11 protein-coding genes are annotated in these 13949 nt (G+C 66.4%); 10 read left to right on the top strand and 1 reads right to left on the bottom strand.

Annotated features, from left to right (window positions below; all coding sequences use genetic code 11):
• Nucleotides 1–2 precede the first annotated feature (2 nt).
• From C2U31_RS08780 to lpxC, 4 genes are all read left to right on the top strand, one after another.
• Entirely contained in the window at nt 3–827 is an 825-nt protein-coding gene (locus tag C2U31_RS08780) for a cell division protein FtsQ/DivIB (RefSeq protein WP_103272495.1), read from the top strand.
• Between the two features lie 4 nt (nt 828–831).
• Nucleotides 832–2058, top strand: coding sequence for a cell division protein FtsA (gene ftsA, locus C2U31_RS08785; protein ID WP_102775405.1), 1227 nt, complete (start codon nt 832–834; stop codon nt 2056–2058).
• 185 nt (nt 2059–2243) lie between these two features.
• A complete protein-coding gene (gene ftsZ / locus C2U31_RS08790; protein WP_103272496.1) occupies nt 2244–3428 on the top strand; it encodes a cell division protein FtsZ in 1185 nt (394 codons plus the stop codon).
• Nucleotides 3429–3729: 301 nt separating this feature from the next.
• Entirely contained in the window at nt 3730–4653 is a 924-nt protein-coding gene (gene lpxC / locus C2U31_RS08795; protein WP_103272497.1) for a UDP-3-O-acyl-N-acetylglucosamine deacetylase, read from the top strand.
• A 352-nt stretch (nt 4654–5005) separates the two neighbouring features.
• On the opposite strand, the gene C2U31_RS08800 is transcribed toward lpxC, so the two are convergent.
• A complete protein-coding gene (locus C2U31_RS08800; protein ID WP_103272498.1) occupies nt 5006–5410 on the bottom strand; it encodes a flagellar hook-length control protein FliK in 405 nt (134 codons plus the stop codon).
• Between the two features lie 127 nt (nt 5411–5537).
• On the opposite strand from C2U31_RS08800, the gene C2U31_RS08805 reads away from it, so the two are divergent.
• The 6 genes from C2U31_RS08805 (at nt 5538) to C2U31_RS08830 (ending at nt 13867) form a co-directional block, all read left to right on the top strand.
• Nucleotides 5538–6524, top strand: coding sequence for a M23 family metallopeptidase (locus tag C2U31_RS08805; RefSeq protein WP_103272499.1), 987 nt, complete (start codon nt 5538–5540; stop codon nt 6522–6524).
• Nucleotides 6525–6699: 175 nt separating this feature from the next.
• Nucleotides 6700–9435 (top strand): preprotein translocase subunit SecA, encoded by a 2736-nt coding sequence (secA, locus tag C2U31_RS08810; protein ID WP_103272500.1) that lies wholly within the window; start codon nt 6700–6702, stop codon nt 9433–9435.
• Nucleotides 9436–9450: 15 nt separating this feature from the next.
• Complete coding sequence (locus tag C2U31_RS08815; protein ID WP_103272501.1) at nt 9451–10173, top strand: VOC family protein; 723 nt, start codon at nt 9451–9453, stop codon at nt 10171–10173.
• A gap of 218 nt (nt 10174–10391) precedes the next feature.
• Complete coding sequence (locus tag C2U31_RS08820) at nt 10392–11132, top strand: GntR family transcriptional regulator (protein ID WP_103276316.1); 741 nt, start codon at nt 10392–10394, stop codon at nt 11130–11132.
• On the top strand, nt 11129–12118 hold the full coding sequence (locus C2U31_RS08825; RefSeq protein ID WP_103272502.1) for a tripartite tricarboxylate transporter substrate binding protein: 990 nt from the start codon (nt 11129–11131) through the stop codon (nt 12116–12118). Before C2U31_RS08820 ends, C2U31_RS08825 begins: the two co-directional genes overlap by 4 nt.
• A 54-nt stretch (nt 12119–12172) precedes the next feature.
• A complete protein-coding gene (locus tag C2U31_RS08830) occupies nt 12173–13867 on the top strand; it encodes a thiamine pyrophosphate-binding protein (protein ID WP_103272503.1) in 1695 nt (564 codons plus the stop codon).
• Nucleotides 13868–13949 lie beyond the last annotated feature (82 nt).

A 13949-nucleotide genomic window follows, 5' to 3' on the forward strand; every position in this document is an offset into this window, starting at 1 on the left:
CCGTGTGGAACGACGCCCGAACTACCAACCTGATCGCCAACACGCTTGCCGTGCTGGCGGTCGGCGCCATGCTCCTGGCGGGCGTGGCGTGGGTGGCGCAGCGTCCGTACTTCACGCTGTCAGCCATCGAGCTGGAACCGATGCCGGACAGCGAGCTGCACTATGTCTCGCCGGGCGCGGTGCGCGCGGCGATCGCGGGTCGCTTCAAGGGCAACTTCTTCACCGTGGACCTGGACGACGCCCGCTCGGTCTTCGAGTCGGTGCCCTGGGTGCGGCATGCCACCGTGCGGCGCATCTGGCCGAACGTGCTGCGCGTGCGCATCGAGGAACAGCAGCCGCTGGCGCTGTGGAACGAGAACCAGATGATCAACACCTGGGGCGAGGCGTTCACGGCCAATACGGGCGAGGTGGACGACGAAACCGTGTTGCCGCAGTTCTCCGGACCCGAAGGCACCGAGTCGCTGGTGGTGCAGCGCTATGCCGAGCTGGCGCGCTGGTTCGCGCCGCTGGACATGCACGTCAAGCAACTCGAACTGAGTCCCCGCTACGCCTGGCGCGTCGTGCTGTCCAACGGCATGTTGCTGGACCTGGGCCGGGATCCGGGCGCCGACGCGCCGGATCCGCACGGCCTGCCGGGCGCGTTGCCGTTCGCGGCGCGCATTCAACGTTTTGTGCAGGCGTGGCCCGCCGTGGCCGGACGCCTGGAAGGGCGCACCATCACCCAGGCCGATCTGCGCTATCCCAATGGTTTCGCACTGGCGCTGGCCCCGTTGCCGCCGTCGGAAACCAAGTCCAAATCCATACCGAAACCTCCCAAGAAACGCTAACGCCATGACCCGTGACATCAAGGACCTTATCGTCGCCCTCGATATCGGCACCAGCAAGGTGGTGGCTGTGGTGGCTGAAATCCTGCCTGAAGGGCGGTTCGAAGTGCTGGGCCTAGGCCAGCATGAATCGCGCGGCATGCGCAAGGGCGTGGTCGTCAATATCGAGACCACCGTGAACTCCATCCAGCGCGCGCTTGAAGAAGCCGAGCTGATGGCCGATTGCAAGATCCGCGACGTCTATACCGGCATCGCCGGCAGCCATATCCGCAGCTTCAATTCCAGCGGCATGGTCGCCGTCAAGGACAAGGAAGTCACCGCCACCGACGTCGCCCGCGTCATCGAGACCGCCAAGGCGGTGAACATCCCGACCGACCAGCAGGTGCTGCATGTGCTGACGCAGGAGTTCATCGTCGATGGCCAGGAAGACATCCGCGAGCCCATCGGCATGAGCGGCCTGCGCCTGGAAGTGCGCGTGCACATCGTGACCGGCGCCGTCAGCGCCGCGCAGAACATCGTCAAGTGCGTGCGCCGTTGCGGCCTGGAAGTACAGGACCTGATCCTGCAGCCGCTGGCTTCCAGCCTGGCCGTGCTGACTGCCGACGAAAAGGAACTGGGCGTGGTGCTGGTCGACATCGGTGGCGGCACCACCGACGTGGCGATCTTCACTGGCGGTGCGATCCGCCACACCGCCGTGCTGCCGATCGCTGGCGACCAGATCACCAACGACATCGCGGCCATGCTGCGCACGCCCACGCCCGATGCCGAGGAAATCAAGCTGCGCTACGGCGTGGCCAAGCAGGTGCTGGCGAGCCCGGACGAGTCCGTGGAAGTGCCGGGCCTGGGCGATCGCGGTCCGCGCCAGGTCAAGCGTCAGGCGCTGGGCGCTGTGATCGAGCCGCGCGTCGAAGAGCTGTTCACGCTGGTGCAGCAGGTGGTGCGCGATTCCGGCTACGAAGACCTGCTGGCGTCCGGCGTGGTGCTGACCGGCGGTTCCGCGCAGCTGCCCGGCATGGTCGAACTGGCCGAGGATGTGTTCCTGAAGCCGGTGCGCGTGGCGGTGCCCGAATACGAAGGCAGCCTGGCCGACGTGATGCGCAATCCGCGCTTCTCGACTGTGATGGGGCTGCTGCAAGAGGCGCGCATGCAGCGCGTGCGCGGCCGCAAGGTTGCCGCGCAGACCGGCAACTTCAAGAGCCTGCTGGCGCGCATGAAGGAGTGGTTCATGAATTGAGGGGGCAGGGCAGGGGCCTGTTCCTTGGCGCGCGCCGCAGCAGTCGGGCGGGGCGGGCCAGAAGGGGAGGCGCTTCAAACCCGTTGCGGATCCTGAGATCGGCTTCGGCTTTGAGGCGATTCACAAAAAATAGGTTGTTGGGGAATTTTTGTGATTTGCAAATACGGACTTGTGAGGGAGTCATCATGATGAACTTTGAGATGCTTGAGAACAACACCAAAGGGACCGTAATCAAGGTCGTTGGTGTGGGCGGTGCGGGCGGCAATGCCGTGTCGCACATGATTCGCAACGGCGTGAACGGCGTGGATTTCATCTGCGCCAACACCGATGCGCAAGCGCTGGCGGCGACCAACGCCCCGGTGCAGATTCGCCTGGGCCGCACCGGCCTGGGCGCCGGCGCCAAGCCGGAGCAGGGCCGCGCTTCGGCCGAAACCGCGCGCGAGGAGATCCGTGCCGCCCTGAACGGCGCGCACATGGTCTTCATCACCGCCGGCATGGGCGGCGGCACCGGCACGGGCGCGGGCCCGGTCGTGGCCGAAGTGGCGAAGGAGCTGGGCATCCTGACCGTTGGGGTGGTCACGAAGCCTTTCTCCTTCGAAGGCAACAAGCGCATGAAGATGGCCGAGGATGGCATCTCCGAGCTGGCCAAGCATGTGCATTCGCTTATCGTGGTGCTCAACGAGAACCTGTATGAGCTGATGGACGAGGACGCCACCCAGGAAGACTGCTTCCGCTCGGCCGACGACATCCTGCACAACGCTTGCGCGGGCATCGCCGAGATCATCAACGTCGAAGGCAACGTGAACGTCGACTTCGAAGACGTCAAGACGATCATGGGCGAGCAGGGCCAGGCCATGATGGGCACGGCTTCGGCATCGGGCGCTGACCGCGCCCGCGTCGCCGCCGAGCAGGCCATCGCCTGCCCGCTGCTGGAAGGCGTGGACCTGAACGGCGCTCGCGGCGTGCTGGTCAACATCACCGCCAGCCGCACGCTGAAGATGCGCGAAACGCGCGAAATCATGGAAACGATCCGGAGCTACGCTTCGGAAGACGCGACCGTGATCTTCGGCACGGCCTATGACGAGTCGATGGGCGAGAACCTGCGCGTGACCGTGGTTGCGACCGGCCTGGGCCGTGCGCAGGCTCGTCCGCAACTGGTGCAGACCACCGCCGAGGCGCTGCGCACCGGCACCGACAACCTGCCCCTGGGCGGGATGCCGGCCGCCGGCCAGGGCGATTACCGCAACCTGGACATGCCGTCTGTCATGCGCAACCCGCGCAGCCAGGCGTCGGCCCAGGTGCGTGCGCTGGAAAGCTCGGGCATGGATCACTTCGACATCCCGGCCTTCCTGCGCAAGCAAGCGGATTGAACCTGGAGCCGCCTGGACGCTCCATAGACTGAGCCCGGCGCCTGGCGCCGCGGCATCAGTCTGAAGAGCGGCCTGGCAGCTCATCCGCACTCCCTCATCTCCGGCCCGCCTGTCCCCGCGGGTGGGCCGGAGGCGGAGCGGTCCGCGTTTCCTTTGCGCGGCATCAAAAAGGGACGGTTTTACCGGTCGATTCGGACGCCGCCGTTGGCGTCAAGGATCGGACAGAGTTACAATACGTCGGTTATGCCGGCAATATGCGTGTCATCTTGCTAGCTTCCTGGCTTAAATATCCCTTATTGTCATGTTCCGACAGCGCAGCATTCAGAATCTCGTCCGCACGACAGGCGTCGGCGTCCACTCCGGACGGCGGGTAGAGCTCACCCTGCGCCCGGCACAACCCAACACCGGGATCGTATTTCACCGCGTCGACCTGCCCGAGGTCGTGGACCTGCCCGCGCAAGCCGCCGGCGTGGGCGACACTCGCATGGCGTCGGTGCTGCAACAAGGCAATGTCCGCGTTTCCACGGTGGAGCATCTCATGTCGGCGCTGGCCGGCCTGGGCATCGACAACCTGCATGTCGACCTGACCGCCGAAGAAGTCCCCATCATGGACGGCAGCGCGGCCACGTTCGTCTACCTGCTGCGCTCGGCCGGCATCGTCGAACAGAACGCGCCCAAGCAATTCATCCGCGTGCTCAAGCCCGTCGAAGTCCGCGAGGGTGAAGGCCGCAACGAGAAATGGGCCCGCCTCGAACCGCATGACGGCTTCGCGCTGGCGTTCTCGATCGATTTTCGCCATCCCGCGATCGACTCCACGGCCAATTTCGCCGAGATCGACTTCGCCACCCATTCCTACGTGCGCGAGATCGCTCGCGCACGCACCTTCGGCTTCGTCAACGAAGTCGAGGCGCTGCGCTCGATGGGCCTGGCCCGCGGCGGCAGCCTGGACAATGCCATCGTTATGGACGAGTACCGCGTGCTCAACAGCGACGGGCTGCGTTACGACGACGAATTCGTGAAGCACAAGATCCTGGACGCCATCGGCGACCTGTATCTGCTGGGCAAGCCGCTGGTGGCCCGCTACGTGGCTTGCAAGTCCGGACACGGACTGAATAACCAGCTGGCGCGCGCGCTGCTGGCGCAGCAGGACGCGTGGGAATTGATCACCTACGAATCCCAGGCTGAGGCGCCGCAGGCCTTCCGTCACGAGTGGAAGCTGGCCTGAGGCTGGTTTTCTCGGACCAATCCGATGCGGGCCGTCCCAGGGACGGCCTTGTCATTTAGGCCGTCCGCATTCGAGCCGCCCCTACTCGCATGGCCTGGCCGGCGCTGATCATTCCCTGAGGTCTGGCCAGCCACTGCATTGCGTGCATCCCAACCGGGAACCTTTCCGTGGCTGGATGCACTTATGAAAGGCGCCGCGCGCCTGGGCGGGTGACGCGCAGACTTGCGCGGCGCTGGCGCGACGGGTCCCTGCATTGTTTGCCCGGCATCAACGCGAGAAGGCTGTCCCCGATTATCAGGACCGCCGGGTTCCATGGTGCGGGGACGGGGCGGGCAAAGCCCGCGGGTTTCGGCTACTCTTTGTGGTGCTTCAGCAGCTTCGCCACGGCATCGGCCAGCGGGCCGGGCCGCAAATTGTGGTGCAAGGTCTCGAACGCGCCCAGGGCGGTATCGCCCAGGGGTTGCGCTTCTTTCGGCGGCTTCGGTTGACGGGCGCCGGGCTTGGGCAGGCCGGCTTGTACCTTCACGGCAATTTCGTTAAGGTTCCAGCCTTGGTCCGCCAGGCTTTGCGCGATGCGCGGAGCCAATTGACGCAGCTTCGCGGCATGGGCGGGACCGGGCACAACCAGCAGCAGGCGCTGGTTTTCCAGCTTGCCTACCTGGCAGACGGAGCCCAGCGGGGCCGGCAACAGCGCCGCCACCGCGTACTGAATTTGCAAGTGCTTGCGGGCAGTCGCCAGGACGCCGGCGCCCCGCATGTCATGACCCAGCCATCCCAGGGCGGTATTTTCCCCTCGCCGGCTGGAATTGGAACGTTGGCGGAATGAAGTGGGTCTATTCATGCCGTCTCTAGAATTAGGAAGCACAACCTTGAAAATCGTGATTATGCACGCCCGCGACGGGCGGGACGGGCATTTCACCCTCGGCGGGGCGCACCTGGCCTTGTTTCTTGGGGGCGCGCTGGTCACGGCGGCCATTTTCGGCGCCGCCATCCAACGATACTTCACTTCCGACATGCCGGCCGTGCGCGCCGTGGGCTGGCCGCTGGCCGAGGACACCGGGCGCGATGCCGATTTCCTGCGCGGCAACATGAATCTGCTGGCGGCGAAGATCGGAACGCTCCAGGCCAAGCTGGTCAGCATCGACGGATTGGGCCAGCGCGTGGCCAAGGTGGCGGGCGTGGCCTATACCGATCCCGAGCTGGCCAAGCAGCTTGCCTCGGCGCAGCCGAGCGTGTCGACCCAGCCCGAGGCCTCGGGCGTCATGGACGAGCTGTTCACCGACCAGACGCCGCCCACGGCCGCCTCGGCCGAGGAACTGGGCCGGCAGCTGGACGACATCCAGGTCAGGCTGGCGCAGCAGTCCGACAACCTGAAGCTGCTGGACGCCGCGTTGACGCAGCGTTCGGCGGACCAGGCGCGCATGCCGACCGCCATGCCCATCACCGACTATCCTTATTTGAGTTCGTCCTACGGTTGGCGCCGCAACCCGGTCACGGGCCGCTCGGCGCTGCACGAAGGGCTGGACTTCTCCGCGCCGCCGGGCACGCCCATTCTTGCCGCGTCGGGTGGCGTGGTGCTGGAGTCCAAGTTCCATCCGGGCTACGGCAACATGGTCGAGATCGACCATGGCGACGGCCTGATCACCCGCTACGCGCACGCCTCGTCGCTGCTGGTCAAGCAGGGGCAGCTGGTCGATCGCGGCCAGCAGATCGCCCGCGTCGGCAGCACCGGACGTTCCACCGGTCCGCACCTGCACTTCGAGGTGCGGCTGGCCGGCCAGCCGCTGGATCCGCGCCTGTTCCTGGGGCCGCAGCAGAACGCTCCGCCGGCCATGGCCCGCGCGGCCGGCACGGACAGCGCCACGCGCTGATCCCGCCGCTGGCTGCAAGCGTGATGGCCTGATCATAGTTCCAGGCTATTACGCCGCAGGTGCGTTAAACTGGTTCGTTTCCCGGCGGACCCCCGCTCAACCAATAACATAAAGTCACGGGTGACGCTGCCCAGGCCTGCATGGCCGCGGCGTGGCCTGTGCGGCCGACACACGCATGGTTTCTCTGCTCAAAAAACTCATAGGTAGCCGCAACGATCGGCTGCTTAAGCAGTATCGCAAGCTGGTAACCCAGATCAATGGACTGGAGTCCAAGATCGCCGCGCTTTCCGACGCGGAACTGGCGGCCAAGACCGACGAATTCCGTTCCCGCCATGCCCAGGGCACGTCGCTGGACGACCTGCTGCCCGAAGCCTTCGCCGTGGTACGCGAAGCCGGCAAGCGGGTGTTCGGCATGCGTCATTTCGACGTGCAGATGCTGGGCGGCATCGTCCTGCACAGCGGCAAGATCGCCGAAATGCGCACGGGCGAAGGCAAGACGCTGATGGCCACGCTGCCGGTCTACCTGAACGCGATCGCCGGCAAGGGCGTGCACGTGGTCACGGTCAACGACTACCTGGCCCGCCGCGACGCTGACTGGATGGGACGCCTGTACCGCTTCCTGGGCATGTCCACGGGCGTGGTCGTGCCGCAGCAGCCGAACGAGGAAAAGAAGGCCGCCTACGCCGCCGACATCACCTACGGCACCAATAACGAATTCGGCTTCGACTATCTGCGCGACAACATGGAGTACCGCGTCGAGGACCGCCGCCAGCGCGCGCTGGCCTACGCGATCGTCGACGAAGTGGACTCCATCCTGATCGACGAGGCGCGCACGCCGCTGATCATCTCCGGCCAGGCCGAAGACCACACCGAGCTCTACATCCGCATGAACGCGGTGCCGCCGCTGCTCAAGCGCATGGCCACCGAGCCCAAGCCGCAGGAGCCGGAACCCGAAGGCGACTACTGGGTCGATGAAAAGAGCCAGCAGGTCTACCTGTCGGAAGCCGGCCACGTCAATGCCGAGGGCATCCTGGCGCGCCTGGGCATCCTGCCCGAGGGCGAGTCGCTGTACGATCCGCGCCATATCGCGCTGATGCATCACCTGATGGTGGCGCTGCGCGCCAACACGCTGTTCTTCCGCGACCAGCAGTACGTGGTCCAGGACGGCGAAGTGGTCATCGTCGACGAATTCACCGGCCGCCTGATGGTCGGCCGCCGCTGGTCGGACGGCCTGCACCAGGCCGTCGAGGCCAAGGAAGGCGTGAAGATCCAGCACGAGAACCAGACGCTGGCCTCGATCACCTTCCAGAACTATTTCCGCATGTACGAGAAGCTGTCCGGCATGACCGGCACGGCCGACACGGAAGCGTACGAATTCCAGGAAATCTACGGGCTCGAAACGGTCATCATCCCGACCAACAAGCCCATGGTCCGCAAGGACCAGAACGATCAGGTCTTCAAGACCAACGAGGAAAAGTACAACGCCATCCTCAACGACATCCGCGACTGCCACGAGCGCGGCCAGCCCGTGCTGGTGGGTACGACCAGCATCGAGAATTCCGAGCTGCTGGCCGGCCTGCTGCAGAAGGCCAAGCTCAAGCACGAAGTGCTCAACGCCAAGCAGCACGCGCGCGAAGCCGAGATCGTCGCCGAGGCCGGCAAGCCGGGCCACATCACCATCGCCACGAACATGGCGGGCCGCGGCACCGACATCGTGCTGGGCGGCAGCGCGGACAAGCAGATCGACCTGATCCGCGCCGACGAGTCGCTGACGGAAACCGAGAAGACGCTGCGCATCGAGAAGGTGCGTTCCGAGTGGAAGCCGCTGAACGAGCAGGTCAAGGCTGCCGGCGGCCTGCGCATCATCGGCACCGAGCGCCATGAGTCGCGCCGCATCGACAACCAGCTGCGCGGCCGCGCCGGTCGCCAGGGCGACCCGGGTTCTTCGCGTTTCTACCTGTCGCTGGAAGATCCGCTGATGCGCATCTTCGCCGGCGATCGCGTGCGCGCCATCATGGAACGCCTGAAGCTGCCCGAGGGCGAGCCCATCGAGGCCGGCATGGTGACGCGTTCCATCGAGACCGCGCAGCGCAAGGTCGAAGGCCGCAACTTCGACATCCGCAAGCAGCTGCTCGAGTACGACGACGTCGCCAACGACCAGCGCAAGGTGCTGTACTCGCAGCGCAACGAAGTGCTCGAAGCCGCCAGCGTGGGCGCGATGGTCGAGAACCTGCGCGACGCCGCCGTCACGGAGATGTTCAACACCTTCGTGCCGCCGGAATCGGTGGAAGAGCAGTGGGACGTGCCGGCCCTGCAGAAGGCGCTGGAAGCCGACTGGCAGATCCAGCTGCCGCTGACCGAGATGCTCGAGAAAGAGCCGAACATCACCGACGAGGACCTGCGCGAACGCGTGGTCGCCGCCGCGCGCCAGAACTACACGGCTAAGGTCGAGCAGGTGGGCACGGAATCGTGGTCGCAGTTCGAGCGCTCGATCATGCTGCAGGCCATCGACACGCACTGGCGCGAGCACCTGTCCTCGCTGGATTACCTGCGCCAGGGCATCCATCTGCGCGGCTACGCACAGAAGAACCCCAAGCAGGAATACAAGCGCGAAGCCTTCGAGCTGTTCTCCGGCATGCTGGACCGCATCCGCGACGATGTGGTGCGGGTGCTGATGACGGTGCGGGTGCAGTCGCAGGAGCAGGTTGAGCAGGCCGAGGCCGAAGCGGCGCAGCCGCACGTGCAGAACGTGCAGTACCACCACTCCGACTACGACGAGGCGCTGGCCAGTTCCGCCGACGACAGCGGCGCCCAGCCGGTGCGCAACGTGCTGCCGAAGGTCGGCCGCAACGATCCCTGCCCCTGCGGCAGCGGCAAGAAGTACAAGCAGTGCCACGGCAAGCTGGTCTGAGCGGAGCCTGAGACCATGCTGCATGCAGTCGGCCGCACCGAATTCGACCACGCCGTGGTCATGGTGCGCGACCGGCTGGATGCGCTGGCGCCGCATTTCGAGCGCCAGGGCTTTCACCTGAGCGACAAGGGGGTGCACAACCTGGGGTCGTGCAACCGCCTGATCGTGCTCGAGGGCACGTACATCGAGTTGCTGGGCTGGCCGCCCGGCGCGCCGCCGGCGCGCAAGGAAATCGCCGGTTCGCCGTTTGGGCTGGAAGCCCTGGTCTTCCGCACACACGACGCCGAAGCCACCTACGAGCGGCTGCGCGCCGCCGGCTTTGCCGTCAATCCGGTGCAGGAACTCAGCCGTCCCGCTCTGTTGGACGGACGTGAAGTCACCGCGCGCTTCCATACCGTGCGCTTCGCCGAGCAGCCCTTGCCCGGCATCCGCATGTATTTCTGTCGTCACCTGACGCCCGAATGCGTCTGGTCGCCGGCCTTGATGTCCCACCCCAATGGCGCGCGCAGCCTGCTGCGCATCGATGCCCGCGCGGCCGACGCCCATGCCGCCGCGCAACGCCTGGCGCTGGTCGCCGGCGTGACCGCGCAAGCTGGCAAGGACGGCGGCTGGGACGTGCCGCTGGCCAATCTGCGGATCCATGTCAGCGAGGACCCGCAAGCCGCGCAGCCGACTCTGTCGGCCTTGACCCTGGAGAACCGGGACGGCGCGCATTACGCGTTGGATACCGGGCTCTGATCCCCGGGCGCCGTTGGCGTCCAACTGCATTTCCTTCCCGCATGTTTTCTCTCTGATCGGCCAGCCTTCGGCCGTCGGATCGTTCTGGCCACCGCACGCCGGGTGATCCGGCCGCATTCCTGTGCGCTACCGTCCGGGCAAACCCGGGTTGTCGGTCAAAGTGTATGCACTTTAGTATGCACTTTGATCCCAAGGCGCGCGGCGCCGGAGACCCGACCATGACGCAGACCCGCCTCGCGTCCCGCACCTCCGAAGGCCAGGCAGAGCTTTACAACACCGTCAAGGCGATGGCGGTGCGTTTCGACTTCAAGCCCGGCGAGCGCATCAACGAGGTTGAACTGGCCCGGCGCCTGAACGTCAGCCGCACGCCCTTGCGCGAGGTGCTCAACCAGTTGATGGTGGAAGGCTTCCTGACCCGGGCGGTCAACCGGGGCTTCATCGCCCGGCTGCTGGACGCCAAGCAGATCCATTCGCTGTATGAGTACCGCGCCGTGCTGGAGTCCGGCATCGTGCGCGCGGCCTGCGAACGCGCCAGCGATGCGGAGCTGGCCGAACTGCGGGCCTTCGTCGAGCGTTCGCGCGACGTGCCGGAAGACAGCGAGGCCACGCGCCTGCTGGAGCTGGACGAGGCCTTCCACCTGATGCTGGCGCGTTACTCGCGCAACGAGGAATTCGTGCGCGCGCTGGAAAGCGTGAATGCCCGCATCCATTTCGTACGCTGGATCGACATGCAGCAAGGGCGCCGCGCGCACACGCAGGCCGAGCACATGCGCATCGTGCAGGCGCTGGAACGCCGCGACATCGAGGCCTTGCCCGCGATGATGGGGGCGCACATCGGCCGCCGCCTGGACCAGATCACCGACGTGATACGCACGGGTTTTTCCAACATCTACATGCGGGACCAGGCCGACCCCGCGCAGGCAGCGCAGGCCGACACCACAACAGGGGAACACCGATGATCCATACGTTGTACAGACGCGCGCTGGCCATGGCCTGCGCGGTGGCGGCGATAGGCGGCCTGGGGATGGCGGCCGACGCGGCGGCCGAAGAGCGGCCGTTGATCCTGGTGGTGCCGTATCCGCCGGGCGGCAGCACCGATATCCTGGCGCGCATCCTGCAGCCGCGCCTGTCGCAGGAACTGGGCGGGCGTGCGGTCGTGGTCGAAAATCGACCGGGCGCCGCCAGTCAGATCGCCACGGCCTTCGTGGCCCGGGCCGAACCCGATGGCAACACGCTGCTGGTGAGCTTCGACAATCACGGCATCAATCCCGCCGTGAAACCCAAGCTGCCCTATGACACCTTCAAGGACTTCGTCGCCATCACACAGACCGTGCGCTTCCCGCTGGTGCTGGGCGCCAATCCGTCCGTGCCCGGCGACAACCTGAAGGACTTCCTGGCCGCCGCAGCCAGGCAGCCGGCCAATCGCTACAACTACGCGTCGACCGGCGTGGGGTCGCTCAATCACCTGGCCCCCGAAGAGCTCAAGCGCCTGTCCAAGGTGGAACTGTTGCACGTGCCTTATGGCGGCGGCGGACCAGCGATCCAGGCCGTGGTGGGCGGTCAGGCCAACATGACCTGGCTCAGCTTCGCCGCGCTGCGTGGCCAGATTCAGGCGGGCAAGATCAAGCCGCTGGCGGTCGCCGGCGAAAAAAGGCTGGCCGACCTGCCCAGCGTCCCTACCGTGGCGGAGTCCGGTTTTCCCGGATTTGTCGCCTACTCATGGAGCGGCATGTTCGCGCCCAAGGGCACGCCCGATGCCACGATCAAGAAGCTGACCCGCGATTTCAAGGCCGTGCTGGCCGACCCGGACGTCCGCAGGAAATTGGGCGAGGCGGGCTTCGAGATCGTGGCCTCCGACGGCCCTGCGCTGGATGCCTATGTGAAGGCCGAGTACGAACGTTGGAACGCCTTCATCAAGACCAGCAACATCAACCTCGAAAACTGACGCGCCGGCGGCCCGGCGGGCCGCCCCCCAGCGTCAAGCAAGCACGGAGACGATATGAATACCCTGACCGGCGCGGAAGCGATGGTGCGCATGCTGCAGCACAACGGCGTCCAGCATATTTTTGGCCTGTGCGGCGATACCAGCCTGCCGTTCTATGACGCCTTGTACCGGCTCGACCACGGCATGCGCCACATCCTCACGCGCGACGAACGCAGCGCCGGCTACATGGCCGACGCCTACGCCCGGGTGACCGGCAAGGTGGGCGTATGCGAAGGCCCCAGCGGCGGCGGCGCGACCTATCTGCTGCCCGGCCTGGTGGAGGCCAACGAGTCGTCGGTGCCCGTGCTGGGCATCACGTCGGACGTGGCGGTCGGCTCGCGCGGCAAGTATCCGCTGACCGAGCTGGACCAGGAGGCGCTGTACCGTCCGTTGACCAAATGGAACCGCACGATCGACCGCGCCGACCAGATCCCGGGCATGGTGCGCGCGGCCTTCCGCCACATGACCTCCGGCAAGCCGGGCGCGGCCCACCTTTGCTTTCCCTATGACGTGATGAAGCAGCAGGTGGATGCGGCCGACATCTGGGCGCAGCCCGAGCACGGCAGCTATCCGGCCATGCGTTGCGCGCCGGACCCCGCCGACGTGGTGCGGGCCGCGCAGCGGCTGGCCGGCGCGCGTTCGCCCGTCATCATCTGCGGCGGCGGCGTGGTCATAGCCGGCGCCAGCGCCGCCTTGCAGGATCTGGCGGAGATGCTGAAGGCGGCCGTCTGCCTGACGGTCAGCGGGCAGGGCAGCCTGGCCGACACGCATCCGCTCAACGCCGGCGTGGTCGGTTCCAACGGCGGCGTCATGGCCACGCGCGATGTGGTGGCCGCCGCCGACGCCGTGCTGTTCGTGGGTTGCCGCGCGGGCTCCACGTCCACCGAGCACTGGCGCTTTCCGAGTCGTGACGTGCCGATCCTGCACATCGACGTGGATCCCTCGGTGATCGGCGCCAACTACCGCACCGAAGTCGGCATGGTGGGCGATGCCCGGCTGGCACTGGAGGCCCTGGCCGTCGAGGTGCGTGAACGCCTGGCGCATCGACCCGCCGACGCGGTCGACGGCTCGGTGCTGGCCGGCCGGGCGAAGCAGGCGCGGCGCGAACAGCTGGAGACGCTGGCCGCCAGCCTGGATACGCCGATCCGTCCCGAGCGCGTGGTGCAGTCGCTGAACCGCCTGCTGCCGGACGACGCGGTGGTCTGCGCCGATCCTGGCACGCCGTGCCCGTATTTCTCGGCGTACTACGACGTGTCGCGTCCCGGCCGTCACTTCATCACCAACCGCGCGCACGGGGCGCTGGGCTTTTCCATGTCGGCCGCCATGGGCGCGTGGGTGGGGCGGCCGCAGTCCAAGTGCGTCGCGGTCATGGGCGACGGCAGCTTTGGCTTCACGGTCGGTGAACTGGAAACCATCGTGCGACACAAGGCGCCGCTGCTGATGGTGGTGTTCTCGAATTCGGTCTATGGCTGGATCAAGGCCAGCCAGAAGGCCGGCTACGACAAGCGCTACTACAGCGTGGATTTCGATCGCACCGACCACGCCCGCATTGCCGAAGCCTATGGCGTGAAGGCATGGCGGGTGGAAGATCCGGCCAAGCTGGACGCGGCGATCAAGGCCGCGCTGGCGCATGATGGCCCGGCCCTGATCGACGTGCTGGCACAGCCGCTGCAGGATGCGGCGGCGCCGGTCAGTCAGTGGATGGGGTGATGCGCGGACATCGGGCTGGGCGGGAACGTCCTGCCCGGGCGTGGCGCCTTGCGGGCATGGGCCAGGCGGCAAGACCGCCTGC

Source organism: Achromobacter sp. AONIH1, from assembly GCF_002902905.1.
Taxonomy (GTDB): Bacteria; Pseudomonadota; Gammaproteobacteria; order Burkholderiales; family Burkholderiaceae_B; genus Achromobacter.